This is a genomic window from Buttiauxella sp. (assembly GCF_035271705.1).
In the GTDB taxonomy this organism is placed as follows: Bacteria; Pseudomonadota; Gammaproteobacteria; order Enterobacterales; family Enterobacteriaceae; genus Buttiauxella.
Window position 1 is genome coordinate 1 of the sequence record NZ_DATERI010000173.1, and the last position, 13,675, is coordinate 13,675.

At 50.3% G+C, this 13,675-nt stretch carries 13 protein-coding genes; 3 read left to right on the forward strand and 10 right to left on the reverse strand.

All coding sequences use genetic code 11. The annotated features are described in order from the left end of the window. Positions 1 to 575: aminotransferase class I/II-fold pyridoxal phosphate-dependent enzyme (locus tag VJY99_RS15810; protein WP_324120137.1), on the forward strand; the 575-nt coding region annotated here is incomplete at its 5' end. On the opposite strand, the gene nadD is transcribed toward VJY99_RS15810, so the two are convergent. Genes nadD through leuS form a run of 4 tightly spaced genes read right to left on the reverse strand, consistent with a single transcriptional unit; the run spans position 547 to position 5,441 of the window. Further along, a complete protein-coding gene (nadD, locus tag VJY99_RS15815) occupies positions 547 to 1,200 on the reverse strand; it encodes a nicotinate-nucleotide adenylyltransferase (protein ID WP_324120139.1) in 654 nt (217 codons plus the stop codon). The two genes, VJY99_RS15810 and nadD, sit on opposite strands and share 29 nt — an antisense overlap. After that, positions 1,193 to 2,224, reverse strand: coding sequence for a DNA polymerase III subunit delta (holA, locus tag VJY99_RS15820; protein WP_324120141.1), 1,032 nt, complete (start codon positions 2,222 to 2,224; stop codon positions 1,193 to 1,195). The genes nadD and holA overlap by 8 nt, the downstream gene beginning before the upstream one ends. Further along, entirely contained in the window at positions 2,221 to 2,844 is a 624-nt protein-coding gene (gene lptE / locus VJY99_RS15825) for an LPS assembly lipoprotein LptE (RefSeq protein ID WP_324120143.1), read from the reverse strand. The genes holA and lptE overlap by 4 nt, the downstream gene beginning before the upstream one ends. Before the next feature lie 14 nt (positions 2,845 to 2,858). After that, positions 2,859 to 5,441 carry a leucine--tRNA ligase gene (leuS, locus tag VJY99_RS15830; protein WP_324120145.1) on the reverse strand — a complete coding sequence of 861 codons (2,583 nt, stop codon included), beginning with the start codon at positions 5,439 to 5,441 and terminating at the stop codon, positions 2,859 to 2,861. A 251-nt stretch (positions 5,442 to 5,692) separates the two neighbouring features. Between leuS and VJY99_RS15835 the strand changes: the two genes are divergently transcribed. Next, the gene (locus VJY99_RS15835; protein ID WP_324120147.1) at positions 5,693 to 6,175 is read left to right on the forward strand and encodes a zinc ribbon-containing protein; all 483 of its coding nucleotides are present in this window, start codon (positions 5,693 to 5,695) and stop codon (positions 6,173 to 6,175) included. A 24-nt stretch (positions 6,176 to 6,199) separates the two neighbouring features. Then, a complete protein-coding gene (gene dctP, locus VJY99_RS15840; RefSeq protein ID WP_324120149.1) occupies positions 6,200 to 7,246 on the forward strand; it encodes a TRAP transporter substrate-binding protein DctP in 1,047 nt (348 codons plus the stop codon). Positions 7,247 to 7,302: 56 nt separating this feature from the next. Here dctP and VJY99_RS15845 read toward each other — a convergent pair whose 3' ends face one another. The 6 genes from VJY99_RS15845 to corC all read right to left on the reverse strand — a co-directional run bounded on the left by VJY99_RS15845 (position 7,303) and on the right by corC (position 13,595). Beyond that, complete coding sequence (locus tag VJY99_RS15845; RefSeq protein ID WP_324120151.1) at positions 7,303 to 8,028, reverse strand: amino acid ABC transporter ATP-binding protein; 726 nt, start codon at positions 8,026 to 8,028, stop codon at positions 7,303 to 7,305. Then, entirely contained in the window at positions 8,025 to 8,702 is a 678-nt protein-coding gene (gene gltK, locus VJY99_RS15850; RefSeq protein WP_324120153.1) for a glutamate/aspartate ABC transporter permease GltK, read from the reverse strand. The genes VJY99_RS15845 and gltK overlap by 4 nt, the downstream gene beginning before the upstream one ends. Next, complete coding sequence (locus VJY99_RS15855; protein ID WP_324120155.1) at positions 8,702 to 9,442, reverse strand: amino acid ABC transporter permease; 741 nt, start codon at positions 9,440 to 9,442, stop codon at positions 8,702 to 8,704. Before VJY99_RS15855 ends, gltK begins: the two co-directional genes overlap by 1 nt. Positions 9,443 to 9,769: 327 nt before the next feature. Further along, positions 9,770 to 10,681 carry an amino acid ABC transporter substrate-binding protein gene (locus VJY99_RS15860; RefSeq protein WP_324120157.1) on the reverse strand — a complete coding sequence of 304 codons (912 nt, stop codon included), beginning with the start codon at positions 10,679 to 10,681 and terminating at the stop codon, positions 9,770 to 9,772. Positions 10,682 to 11,167: 486 nt separating this feature from the next. Further along, complete coding sequence (gene lnt, locus VJY99_RS15865; protein WP_324120159.1) at positions 11,168 to 12,709, reverse strand: apolipoprotein N-acyltransferase; 1,542 nt, start codon at positions 12,707 to 12,709, stop codon at positions 11,168 to 11,170. A gap of 7 nt (positions 12,710 to 12,716) precedes the next feature. Then, positions 12,717 to 13,595: a CNNM family magnesium/cobalt transport protein CorC gene (corC, locus tag VJY99_RS15870; protein ID WP_034494022.1), complete on the reverse strand. Its 879-nt coding sequence runs from the start codon at positions 13,593 to 13,595 to the stop codon at positions 12,717 to 12,719. Positions 13,596 to 13,675: the final 80 nt, after the last annotated feature.

Genomic DNA, 13,675 nt, shown 5'->3' on the forward strand with positions numbered 1-13,675 from the left:
GTCTCGAGAACGGTATTTCCTTAATAGTGGATGAAGCTTTTCTCGATTTTATCCCCACTGAGCCGGGCTTGATTCCTCAGCTTTCGAGCTTCCCCAATATTTATGTTTTGCGCTCCCTGACCAAGTTTTTTGCTATTGCCGGATTGCGCCTGGGTTATTTGGTCAGCGCCGATACAGCGACTGTTGGGCGCATTCGCGAACACCGGGAACCCTGGACGATTAACGCGTTTGCGGCTCTTGCCGGAGAGGTTATCCTGAATGACCGTGAGTATATCGAGGCGAGTTACCGTTGGTACAATACCGAACAACCCCGGCTTTTTAATAGTCTGAACGCATTGACAGGAGTAACGGTTTGGCCGCCGCGCGCGAACTATATTTTCCTGCGCTGTGACATCGCGGATCTGGAGTTACAAAAGGCGTTGTTGAAAGAGAACATCTTGATTCGCCATTGTGCCAATTATCCAGGGCTTGATGCGCGTTATTATCGGGTGGCAATCAAAAGCCCGACGGATAACGACAAATTACTGGATGCGTTGCGGCGAGTGATTAGCAATAAAGTTGGTGCTGGCGAATAAATTCAGCCACGGCCGGGGGGATCAGGTCATCGCAAGGCAGATGCTGTTCTAAACGTTGGCGAATTTCGGTTGCCGAAATGTCATATAACGGTGTTTGTGCGAGGTATATTTTACCCGCAGGCTGCGCATGAAGTTGCTCAACTGACGACGTCTGGTGGGCATCAAGCCATTGTTGTTCCGCAGGGGTATTCATCGTCAAAGAGTATCCCGGGCGCTGGCAAACCAAGAGATGGCATAAAGTCAGCAGCGTTTCCCAGCGGTGCCAGCGTTGCAAGTTCAGCAAAGAATCCTGGCCAATGATAAATGCCAACGGCTGCGTAGTACCGATTTCTGTTCGCAACTGCTCCAGCGTCTCAACGGTGTACGACGGAGTTTCACGTTGCAGTTCGCGGTCATCCAGATGAAACAGTGGTTTTTGCGCGATGGCGAGTTCGACCATCGCTCTGCGTTGTTGGCTATTCGCCAGTGGCTGGGGACGATGCGGCGGTACGTTATTTGGCATGATGGTGACGTGTTGCAATGCCACTTGTTTTGCTAACGCTTCGACCGGTTTTAAATGCCCATAATGAATGGGATCGAATGTCCCGCCATACAGGGCCGTTAAACGCGATGTACTGTTAGCCATGAGTGAAAATTTCCGGCAGGGCTTTATGACACAGCAGCAGCGAAAGCCCTTCCAGCTCAGCCCATACCGATTGCCCATAATCTTGCTTGAGCGTCAGTTCGATTTGGCTAAGCAAACGAACCGCCTGATAAAGCTGGTCTGCAGATAAGCGATTAAGCGCGTCAGTCACCAGGGCACGGCGATTTTGCCACACGCGTTGCTGGTCAAATAAAGTCCGCAGCGGGGTGTTTTCTGACTGGCGTTTGAGGTTTACCAGTTGTAGCAATTCGCGTTGCAGCGTACGCAGTAAAATAACCGGTTCGCTGGCCTCCAGCCTTAACTGTTGAAGGATATGCAATGCGCGTTTACTTTTGCCCGCCAAAATCGCATCAACCCAATGGAAAGGGGTGAAGTGCGCCGCATCGTTAACCGCTTGCTCGACCCGAGGCAGCGTAAGCTTGCCATCTGGCCATATTAGCGATAAGCGCTCCAGCGCTTGCGATAGCGCCAACAAGTTGCCTTCGTAGCAATAACACAGCAGCTGATTAGCTGCGTCATCAAGCGTCAGGTTCATCTGCTTCGCACGTTGTGCAACCCAGCGCGGCAGTTGAGCTTGCTCTGGCGTCTGGCAAGTCACAATGACACTGCGATCGGCTAGTTTTCCTAGCCATGCAGCATTTTCCTGCGCTTTGGTGAATTTGTTACCCCGCACCAACAGCAGAATATCGTCGTGCAGCAGAGACACCAACGTTTCGAACTGCGCATTGATGGCAGCATTTGGCCCATTTTCTGGCAACAGTAGCAGGAGAGTCTGGCGGCTGGCGAACAGGCTTAACGCCTGGCAAATTGAGAACAGATCTTGCCAGTCGGTACTGGTGTCAATCTGAACGGTGTGATGTTCTTCAAAGCCCTGGGTGCTCGCCGTCTGGCGAATCGTATCCTGGCTTTCCTGAAGTAATAGCGGATCGTTTCCGAGTAACAAATACGCCGCGCGCAGCCCGTCACTGAGCTGCGCGCGAAGTTGTTCAGGGTACAACCGAATCATTGGCTGCCAGACGTGGCCGATAGCGTGGTCGACGTACGGCTTGTTGATGTTGCTGGAGTCGTCGTCGTGCCAGTCACCGGTTTCTCGGCTTCTTTAGCTTTAGCGTCTTCAATTTCAGCCGCATGTACCGTCATCAGCTTACGAATAAGTTGTTGTGCGGCAGAAACGTACATCTCTTTGACCAGCAAATCTTTCTCGGCATCTTTTGCCAGTGCCGTCAGTGGGTTATCAAAGTAGGATTTATACACTTTGACATTGATTGGGTAGATATCCTCGCCTGGAACCAACAGTTGTGCTGAAACCGTCATGACCATTTGATACTCCGCTGTACGCCCATCCTGGAAGATGGATGCGGTATCCTCGGCCCTGGAACTACCCAACAAACGAAGGGAAGGAATATCCTTGCGAACACCCGTACCGGTATCCTCCACGAGCGTGACGCCGTTCAGACGCAACTGAGAGCGAACTTCACGCGCCAACGGGCCGTTTGGATCACCAGAGTTCAGGATCAACGTTTTCATTTGATTCGGAACTTGTGTGGTGCCATGTAGGCGAAAACCACACCCAGCGGTGACAAGCACCGCCAAAGTAACTAACAAGGTGATAAAGGGATGTCGCACGGTTCCTCCTGCGCTTAGCCCACAACCAGGTTGAGCAGTTTGCCCGGAACGTAAATCACTTTACGTACGGTCACACCCTCAAGATATTTCGCAACCAGATGTTCCTGACCTGCGCGTTCTTGCACTTGTTCTTGCGTCGCATCAGCTGGAACAATGATTTTGCCACGCACTTTACCGTTCACTTGCACCACAACCAGCAGTGAGTCTTCAACCATCGCCGATTCATCAGCCTGTGGCCATGGCGCGTTGTCGACATCACCTTCACCGCCCAGAGACTGCCACATATCGAAGCAAGCGTGCGGGGTGAACGGATAAAGCATACGAACCACGGCTAACAGCGCTTCGTTCAACAGAGCGCGGTCTTGCAAGCCATCCTGCGGTGCTTTCGCCAGTTTGTTCATCAATTCCATGATGGCAGCGATCGCGGTGTTAAAGGTCTGACGACGACCAATATCATCGGTCACTTTCGCGATGGTTTTGTGAACATCACGACGTAATGCTTTTTGATCTTCGCTCAGTGCTGCGATATCAAGCTCAGGTGCTGCACCGCGGCTGGTGTGCTCGTAGGCCAGTCTCCAGACACGTTTCAGGAAGCGGTTTGCCCCTTCAACGCCTGATTCCTGCCATTCCAGCGTCATATCGGCAGGAGAAGCAAACATCATAAACAAGCGAACGGTGTCTGCGCCGTAACGTTCAACCATCACTTGCGGGTCAATGCCGTTGTTTTTCGACTTCGACATTTTGCTCATGCCAGCATAGACCAGTTCATTGCCCTGTGCGTCGCAGGCTTTGATAATACGGCCTTTCTCGTCACGTTCTACAATCGCTTCAGCAGGGGAAACCCAGTTACGCTCACCGTTAACACCGGTGTAATAGAACGCGTCCGCCAGAACCATACCTTGACACAGCAGCTGTTTGGCAGGCTCGTTAGAGGTCACCATGCCTGCATCGCGCATCAGTTTGTGGAAGAAGCGGAAGTAAAGCAGGTGCATGATGGCGTGTTCAATACCACCAATGTAAATATCAACCGGCAACCAGTAGTTAGCTGCTTTGGAGTCCAGCATCCCTTTGTCGTACTGCGGGCAGGTGTAACGCGCGTAGTACCAGGACGATTCCATGAAGGTGTCGAAGGTGTCAGTTTCACGCAGCGCAGGCATGCCATTAACGGTGGTTTTTGCCCACTCAGGATTGGCTTTAATTGGGCTGGTGATACCGTCCATGACCACATCTTCTGGCAGGATAACCGGCAGTTGGTCTTCTGGGGTTGGCATCACAGTACCATCTTCCAGAGTGACCATAGGAATTGGCGCACCCCAGTAACGCTGACGGGAAACCCCCCAGTCGCGCAGACGATAGTTAACTTTGCGCTCGCCTACACCTTTTGCTGCCAGTTTGTCGGCAATCGCGTTAAACGCATTCTGGAAGTCCAGACCGTCGAACTCGCCTGAGTTAAACAGCGCGCCTTTCTCGGTCATCGCTGCTGCTGACAAATCTGGCTCGCTACCATCGGCATTCAGAATCACAGGTTTGATTTGCAGACCGTATTTCGTCGCAAATTCCCAGTCACGTTGATCGTGGCCAGGAACCGCCATTACCGCACCGGTGCCGTATTCCATCAACACAAAGTTTGCCACCCAAACCGGGACAGATTCGCCAGTCAGTGGGTGAATAGCGTTAACACCAGTGGCAACGCCTTTTTTCTCCATAGTTGCCATTTCAGCTTCAGCAACTTTGGTATTACGGCACTCATCAATGAATTCAAGCAGTTCAGGATTGTTCACCGCCGCTTGTTGTGCGATTGGGTGACCTGCTGCAACCGCCAGATAAGTCACACCCATAAAGGTGTCCGGGCGAGTGGTGTAAACCGTCAGTTTCTCAGCACTGTTTTCAACGTCAAAAGTGATCTCTACACCTTCTGAACGGCCAATCCAGTTACGCTGCATGGTTTTGACCTGTTCAGGCCAATGGTCCAGCGTATCCAGATCATTCAACAGTTCGTCAGCGTAAGCGGTGATTTTGATAAACCACTGTGGGATCTCTTTACGCTCAACTTTGGAATCACAACGCCAGCAGCAACCGTCAATGACCTGTTCGTTTGCCAGAACAGTCTGGTCATTCGGACACCAGTTGACCGCAGAAGTCTTTTTGTAAACCAGACCTTTGGTGTACAGCTGAGTGAAGAACTGCTGTTCCCAACGGTAGTATTCTGGGGTACAGGTCGCCAGCTCGCGGCTCCAGTCATAGCCAAAGCCCAGCGTTTTGAGCTGGTTCTTCATGTAGTTGATATTGTCGTAAGTCCACGGCGCAGGTGCGGTGTTATTTTTTACCGCCGCTCCTTCAGCGGGCAGACCGAACGCATCCCAGCCGATCGGCTGAAGAACATTTTTGCCCAGCATGCGCTGATAACGCGCGATAACGTCACCGATGGTGTAGTTACGAACGTGGCCCATGTGTAGTCGGCCAGAAGGATAGGGTAGCATCGAGAGGCAGTAATACTTCTCTTTGCCTTCGTCTTCGGTTACTTCAAAAGTACGCTTCTCTTGCCAGTGAAGCTGTACGTTGGATTCTATCTCTTCCGGGCGATATTGCTCTTGCATGGCAGCCAGTGGTCCTGTGATGAAAGACAGCTACAGGTTGTAGCTTTAACTATTAATTTCAGATCGGCATAGCATAGCCGATAAGAGTGTCGCAAAACAGCCTTTCAACAGTTGCCGTGTCCATTTCTCATTTGCAGTTATTTACGCGGCATGTGGGCAAACTAACAAAGAGGTCGCCGATTAAGGTCTACTATTTAGAGTAGGTTACATCAACCTGAATGCAGCAAACTCTTCAAGGAGGCAAGCAGACGATGAACAAGGTTGCTCAATTTTACCGTGAACTGGTGGCCTCACTCACCGAGCGGTTACGCAGTGGAGAGCGTGATATTGACGAACTCGTCGACAGTGCACGCAAACGCATGAACGAAACCGGGGAGTTGACCCGGACCGAAGTTGAAGAAGTCACACGCGCAGTCCGCCGTGATTTGGAAGAGTTTGCTCGTAGCTATAACGAAAGTCAGAACGCATTTACCGACAGTGTTTTCATGCGCGTCATTAAGGAGAGTCTCTGGCAGGAGCTGGCGGACATCACCGACAAAACACAGTTGGAATGGCGTGAAGTTTTCCAGGACCTCAACCATCACGGAGTTTATCATAGTGGTGAAGTGGTTGGGCTTGGGAACCTGGTTTGTGAGAATTGCCATTTCCATCTGGCAATTTATACCCCGGAGCTACTGCCTGTTTGCCCGAAATGTGGGCATAACCAATTCAGCCGTAGACCATTTGAACCTTAATTTTCACGACGCGAAGGAACCGCAATGCAACGAACCCCTGTGGCCAGAACAATGCTGGCTGTCTTCCTCACCGCGCTGCTGATGCCCGCCACGGTATCGGCAGCTCAAATCCTGAAATATAGCGACCATGAACCACTGGGCGGGATGCGTACCCGCTTCATCAAGAACGTCTTCTTTGCTGAAATTGAGAAGGAGTCGCACGGCCGGCTGAAAGTTGACTCTCACTGGAACAGCGAACTGGCGCGTAGCTATGATGCTTTGGCTGTCGTAAAAGAAGGGAAGGTTGCTGATATGGCAATCGTGGTACCTGAATACACGGCGAAAGAATTCCCGTTGCAGCAGATTTTCAAAAGCTTCCCAGTCGGGCCAACGGGCGATAAACAGGTTGAGTTCTTCCGCAAGGCGTATGACACCATACCTGAATTCCAGGTTGAGTTAGCAAAGCAAAATGTAGTGAATATTTTCCTCGCGACCGGCTATCCCGTGGCATTTTTCAGTACCAAACCCTTGGATACATTAAGTGATATCAAAGGGACGAAGTGGCGTTCGGCAAGTTTCTGGCATCAGGATTTCTTGAAAAACACCGGAGCGACGCCCATTTCTATGCCGTGGGGTGAAGGGATTTATGCTGCGCTTAAAGCTGGAAGCCTGGATGGGTTAATGGTCAACGTGGACAGTGGCTATGAACTCAACGTCCATAAAACAGCGTCTCATGTTTTAATCTCTAAAGACCTGTGGCTTGGGCACGTTTATCCGCTGGTGATGAATAAAAATACCTGGGACAAGCTTGCCGCCGAGGATAAACAGGCGATTCAGCGAGCTGCAATCAAAGCTTATCAAACTCTGGGTTCGGTAATGGACAGCAGTTTTGGCACGATGGTGAGTGAATTAAGTAAAAATGGCGTGCAAATCCGCCAGCTAAGTTCTGATGAAGTCGCTCATTGGGAAACCACCACCCATTACCAGCAAGTGCAGGAAAAGTGGGTCAAAGAACAAGAGAACAAAGGCGTGAAAGAGGCTGGGGCGACGATGGAAAAAGTTACCGTGCTGATGAAAGAAACCATGAAGTAAACATGCCGGTAGTCATGCCTGCACAATCTCAAAAGGGTGTGCAGGCATTTCTACGATTAGTGCAGGATTTTTGCCAGGAAGTCTTTCGCACGCTCAGACTGTGGATTGTTGAAGAAGTCCTCTTTGTTCGAATCTTCGACAATCTTCCCTTCATCCATGAAAATAACGCGGTTTGCCACTTTACGAGCAAAGCCCATTTCATGCGTGACTACCATCATGGTCATCCCTTCGTTTGCCAGCTCGACCATCACGTCCAGCACTTCGTTGATCATTTCAGGATCAAGTGCTGAGGTGGGTTCGTCAAACAGCATTGCCACCGGATCCATACACAACGCGCGCGCAATGGCGACACGCTGCTGCTGGCCACCGGAAAGCTGCGCCGGAAACTTATCTGCATGCGCAGTTAGCCCAACGCGCTCAAGCAATTTAAGCCCTTTTTTACGCGACTCTTCCGGGTTGCGTTTGAGCACTTTAACTTGTGCCAGCGTCAGGTTCTCAATAATTGACAGATGCGGGAAAAGCTCAAAGTGTTGGAATACCATTCCGACGTGAGAGCGCAATTCAGCCAGATTGGTTTTCTTGTTGTTCACTTGCGTACCGTTGACAACAATCTCGCCTTTTTGCACGGGCTCCAGACCGTTTACGGTTTTAATCAGTGTTGATTTACCGGAGCCGGATGGCCCACAAACCACCACCACTTCACCTTTATTCACTTCTGTTGAGCAGTCGGTTAGCACCTGAAAGTGACCATACCATTTAGAAACATTTTTCAGGGAAATCATGACACTGTCCTTTTCTTCAAGTATGTGACCAACAGCGAGGCACTAAGACTGATTGCGAAATATACCAGACCGGCAAAGAGAATCATCTCCACCTGGGTTCCGTCACGTTCACCAATGGTTGTCGCGGTACGGAAGAAGTCAGCCAGGCTCAAAACATACACCAGCGAAGTATCCTGGAATAATACGATGCCCTGGGTTAACAGCAGTGGGACCATCGCACGGAATGCTTGTGGCAGGATAATCAATTTCATCGACTGCCAGTGCGTCATCCCGAGCGCAAGAGCCGCATAGGATTGCCCGCGTGAAATGCTCTGGATACCGGCACGAATGATCTCGGAATAGTAGGCGGCTTCAAACATCGAGAACGCGACTATCGCCGAAATCAGGCGAATGTCCGTCTGGGGTGAAAGTCCTAACACTCTTTGTAAGAAACCGGGTACTACCAGATAGAACCACAGCAGCACCATGACCAGCGGAATTGAACGGAAAACGTTGACGTAGGCGCTTGCAAACCAGGCAATGGGCTTGATTGGCGACAGACGCATGACGGCGAGCAAGGTTCCCCACACAATACCGAATATAACCGCAGTAACCGTGATTTTCAGGGTGATAATCAATCCCTGGATCAGGTAAGGCATGGCGGGCAGAATCGAAGTCCAGTCAAAATCGTACATTATTTGCCTCCCATGTTGCCAGGCAGGCGAATTTTACGTTCAACCACATACATCACTAGCATAATTACGGCGTTAATCAGTACATAAGCAAGCGTGATGGCGGTGAATGATTCGTAGGCGTGAGCAGAATAGTCCAGCAGTTTTCCTGCCTGGGCCGCCATATCGACCAAGCCAATGGTTGACGCGATCGCCGAGTTTTTCACCAGGTTCATCATCTCAGATGTCATTGGCGGCACAATCACGCGATAGGCGTTTGGCAAAAGTACATAACGATACGCTTGCGGCAATGTGAGCCCCATCGCTAGCGCGGCATTTTGCTGCCCGCGAGGTAATGATTGAATAGCCGCACGAACCTGTTCGCAGACGCGAGCGGCGGTAAACAGGCCGAGGCAAATCATCGACGACAGGAAGAACTGTATATTCGGGTCAAGTTCGGATTTAAACCACATGCCGAGATCGGGGGGCAGTAATTCCGGCACCACTAAGTACCAGGTAAAAAACTGCACGATAAGCGGCACATTACGGAATAACTCGACATAGAGCGTGCCAATGCCCGAAAGCCATTTATTAGGAACGGTACGCAAAATGCCGAACAGTGAGCCGACAAAGAAGGCGATTATCCATGCGCAGATGGACAGGGCGACGGTGACCTGGAAGCCATTCCAAATCCAGCCCAAATAAGTTGTGTTGCCGAACGGGGCGGGCTGTAGAAATATTCCCCAGTTCCAGTCAATAGACATAACGCACTCCGAGAAAAAAATGAGGGTAGCGTTAGCGCTACCCTCGAAGATTGATGAGAAGCTTGTACCCAGATTTCAGGTCGTTGCCTGAGATTTATTGAGTACTTTCACGTCGGATGGGGAACGGCCATCCAACGCATAGTCTGTCCGAGCTTCGGTTCGCCAATCGAGAGGGCTGGGTCATCCCGGCCCCTAGTTCTATAACCGTCATCCTTCAAGCTGCCAGGGTGTTGGCTGCACTCACTTATCCGACTCATTTACTTAAGTAAGCTCATCGGGATAAGCTCCTTGGCCACCTACCTGCAACTCGAATGCTAACGGGTATGATTAGTTCAGTGCTTTATCGTTAGGTTCTTTGAACAGGGCTTTCATGTCGTTAGACAGAACGAAGTTCATATTGATATTTTTCGGTGGAATTGGGTTCATGAACCACTTGTCGAACCACTTGGCGGCAGTACCCGATGTTTGCGTCTGAGCGATGGTGTCATCCACTAACTTTTTAAATTCAGCATCGTCTTTACGCAGCATACAGCCGTACGCTTCGCGGGACTGCGGAGTGCCAACGATTTCCCAGTTATCCTGTTTCTTTGCTTTAGCACGTTCACCGGCCAGCAGGGCATCATCCATCATAAAGGCAACGGCACGACCACTTTCCAGGGTGCGGAACGAGTCACCGTGGTCTTTGGCGCTGATGATGCGCATATCCATTTTCTTCTCTTCATTCAGCTTGTTCAGCAGAACTTCAGAAGTGGTGCCAGAAGTCACAACGACCGCTTTACCTTTCAGGTCGGCAAAGTCTTTAATCTCACCGCCTTTCTTAACCAGTAAACGCGTACCCACCACGAAGATTGTGTTGGAGAACGATGCTTGTTTTTGGCGCTCCAGGTTGTTGGTTGTTGAACCACACTCAAAATCGAAAGTTCCGTTTTGCAGCAATGGAATACGGTTCTGAGACGTAATAGGAATCAACTTAACTTGCAGGTCAGGTTTATTGAGTTTCTTTTTCACAGCTTCAACGATAGCGTTGGAATAATCCTGTGAATAGCCCACGACTTTTTGTTGGTTATCGTAGTAAGAGAAGGGAACGGAAGATTCGCGGTGACCGACAACAATAACGCCATTAGCGGCAATCTTATCAAGAGTACTTTGCTGAGCTGCAGGTTTAGCATCTTCGGCGTGAGCAATACCCGCGCCTAAACCCATAACCAACAAAGCTGAGGCTAGTTTACGTAATTGCATTACCAACTCCTTTTCTTAATGCCATACGGCATTGATACCTGATGTGTGTGTTGTTTTTTTGTTGTGTGTAACTGAATAAGTTCAATTCTTGGTCTTTTGTTAACATTTAACCTAGCTGAATGTAAAGATTTTGCTAACCAAATGTTTATTTTTGCGAACCATGCCGCACCGTTTAAAGGCAAAAAAACCTCATTGCACCGATTTGGTGCTCAATATGTCATTTTTTGGTGCAGCTCAATGCTTCCTGCTACCCATAGGGTTTAGGCTCAGCATTTTATTTGTTTCTGAGGAGTAAATGATTGCAAAGGTTGTGCCAGAAATTAAAAAGGCCAGCAATCGCTTAACACCGTTCACTTAAGCCAATGAATGAGGGGAAACACCGCGTTGGGTTCCCGGAGGGACACCCAACGCGGTGGTCACCCCGGATATCTCGTTCTTAAACTCACGGCGATTGAGCAATCGCTGGCCTGGTTAGGCGAGGTAAAATCAGGGTTTGCGGCGGCTGCGCAGCGCCAGCAATACAGAAGCGAATCCAAATACCAGTGTGGCAAACCACAGCGGCCAATGACCAAAACGGGCGTAAGGTGTGATGCCGCGCGTGGGTGTGACCTTCGTTTCCAGGACTTCGCGAGTAAACTGCGGGATCATTGCATCAATGTCGCCATTAGCATTAATCACGGCGGTGATGCCATTGTTGGTACTGCGCAACAGTGGGCGGCCTAGCTCAAGCGAACGCATTCTCGCCATCTGGAAGTGCTGCCACGGGCCAATCGATTTACCGAACCACGCGTCGTTTGAAATAGTCAGCAGGAAGTCGGTGTCGGGGCGGAAGTTATCGCGCACTTGTTCACCAAGGATAATCTCATAGCAGATAGCGGGCGTGAGCTTAATACCGTTGGATGAGAGCTGTGGCTGCAAATACGGACCACGGCTGAATGACGACATGGGTAAATCAAAGAACGGTGCCAGTGGGCGCAGGATGGACTCCAGAGGCACAAACTCACCAAACGGCACCAGGTGATTCTTGTTGTATCGATCAGTGCTGTTGTAGCTGTACTGATTGCCAGCGCCGAGCGTGATAATACTGTTATAGGTGTCGTAGCGGTTTTGTTTATTTAATCGCGCGTCAACAATACCGGTAATCAACGAGCTGTGCTTAGAGCGCATCAAATCGTCCATCATGGTCAGGAATTGCTGCTGGTTTATCTCAAGGTCAGGGATCGCCGATTCAGGCCAGATAATCAGTTGGGATTTCCCCATCTGCGGCTGAGTTTTATCGAGATAAATCTTCAGCGTATTCAGCAACTGGTTTTCGTCCCATTTAAGGGATTGCGGGATATCACCCTGAACCATCGCGACATCAACGGTGCGCTCCGGCTCAGCCTGATACCACTGAACTGAACGTAATGGCCATGGCAGAAGCAGCAAAGCCGCGGCAATAACAGCAGGACGCCAGTTTCGCTCGTGAAGTGCATACACTAACAATCCACTGATAATCATCAGCAAGAAGGTGACGCTTTCAACGCCGAGGATCGGGGCAATACCTTTTAGTGGGCCATCAATCTGGCTATAACCAAACTGTAGCCACGGGAAGCCCGTTAATACCCAGCCGCGTAAAAACTCGGTGAGTTGCCACAGCATTGGAGCGGCAATAGCCACCCGCCACCAGGTGGTTTTTGGGCAAAGCTTGCTGAGGAAACCACCAAATAAACCGGTATACAAAGACATGTAAGCGGCGAGTAACACCACTAAAAAGACATTCACCGGGCCTGGCATACCGCCAAACTGCGCGATACTGACATACACCCAGTTTATGCCTGAGCCAAATAGCCCCAGTCCCCAGAAGAAACCAATCCAGGCGCTCTGAATAGCGCGTCTATTAAGTGTCAGCCCCTGAAGCCCAGCCAGAGAAATAATCGCGGCAGGCCAGAAATCGTAGGGGGAGAAAGCCAGCGTTCCGCAGGCACCAAAAAGCAGCGCCAGCAGTAAACGTACGCGCTGGCGTTGAAGGAGTAGAGCTATAGCCATCTTTGAATTAATCTTCCAGTTTCGGTTGTGGCGAGTCGTCCGGAATTCTGACATGAACCTGAATAACACGGCGGCTGTCAGCCATCGCGACTTTAAATTGATAACCATCAATTTCAATGGTTTCGCCACGGGCAGGTAAGTGACCAAAGGCCTGCATGACTAATCCACCAATGGTATCCACTTCGTCATCATTGAAATGGGTTGCAAAGGTGTCGTTGAAATCCTCGATTGAGGCCAGAGCGCGAACCGTCCAGGTATGGCGGCTTAGCTGGCGGAAATCGCCGTCTTCCTCGTCGTCGTATTCATCTTCAATTTCCCCAACAATCAGTTCGAGAATATCTTCGATGGTGACAAGCCCGGAGACGCCGCCAAACTCATCTATCACAATCGCCATGTGGTAGCGTTGCTGACGAAACTCTTTGAGCATGCGATCAACACGCTTACTTTCTGGCACAACAACTGCCTGACGTAACACTTTTTCCATGCTAAATGGCTCGGTATCACTGCGCATAAATGGCAGCAGATCCTTGGCCATCAGAATCCCTTCGATATGATCTTTGTCTTCACTGATCACCGGGAAGCGGGAGTGTGCGGATTCGATTATCACATCGAGGCATTCGTCCAGCGTCTGGTTGTGTTTGAGCGTGACCATTTGAGAGCGAGGGATCATGATGTCGCGAACGCGTTGGTCGGCGATATCCATAACGCCTTCGAGCATGTCGCGGGTATCTTGATCGATCAGGTCATTTTGCTCAGAATCACGAATAAGTGTCAGCAGATCATCACGGTTTTTAGGTTCACCGTGGAATAGCTGGTTGAGAATCAGGGAAAAGAACCCCTTCTTACTGGCAGGCGTGTCACTGTTTTGTGAGTTGTCGTCGCTCATGGCGTTTGGTTTTTTTACCTCTGTTCGTTTTAATATGCAGGCGGCTCGATGGTGCGCTGCCTGCTTGTATTTGTTCCGCA

What these genes read in the sequence shown, in the direction of transcription:
- nadD (WP_324120139.1), bottom strand. Translation starts at nt 1,200, where the DNA reads ATGGCTAACAGTACATCGCGTTTAACGGCCCTGTATGGCGGGACATTC.
- holA (WP_324120141.1), bottom strand. Translation starts at nt 2,224, where the DNA reads ATGATTCGGTTGTACCCTGAACAACTTCGCGCGCAGCTCAGTGACGGG.
- leuS (WP_324120145.1), bottom strand. Translation starts at nt 5,441, where the DNA reads ATGCAAGAGCAATATCGCCCGGAAGAGATAGAATCCAACGTACAGCTT.
- VJY99_RS15835 (WP_324120147.1), top strand. Translation starts at nt 5,693, where the DNA reads ATGAACAAGGTTGCTCAATTTTACCGTGAACTGGTGGCCTCACTCACC.
- dctP (WP_324120149.1), top strand. Translation starts at nt 6,200, where the DNA reads ATGCAACGAACCCCTGTGGCCAGAACAATGCTGGCTGTCTTCCTCACC.
- VJY99_RS15845 (WP_324120151.1), bottom strand. Translation starts at nt 8,028, where the DNA reads ATGATTTCCCTGAAAAATGTTTCTAAATGGTATGGTCACTTTCAGGTG.
- gltK (WP_324120153.1), bottom strand. Translation starts at nt 8,702, where the DNA reads ATGTACGATTTTGACTGGACTTCGATTCTGCCCGCCATGCCTTACCTG.
- VJY99_RS15855 (WP_324120155.1), bottom strand. Translation starts at nt 9,442, where the DNA reads ATGTCTATTGACTGGAACTGGGGAATATTTCTACAGCCCGCCCCGTTC.
- VJY99_RS15860 (WP_324120157.1), bottom strand. Translation starts at nt 10,681, where the DNA reads ATGCAATTACGTAAACTAGCCTCAGCTTTGTTGGTTATGGGTTTAGGC.
- lnt (WP_324120159.1), bottom strand. Translation starts at nt 12,709, where the DNA reads ATGGCTATAGCTCTACTCCTTCAACGCCAGCGCGTACGTTTACTGCTG.
- corC (WP_034494022.1), bottom strand. Translation starts at nt 13,595, where the DNA reads ATGAGCGACGACAACTCACAAAACAGTGACACGCCTGCCAGTAAGAAG.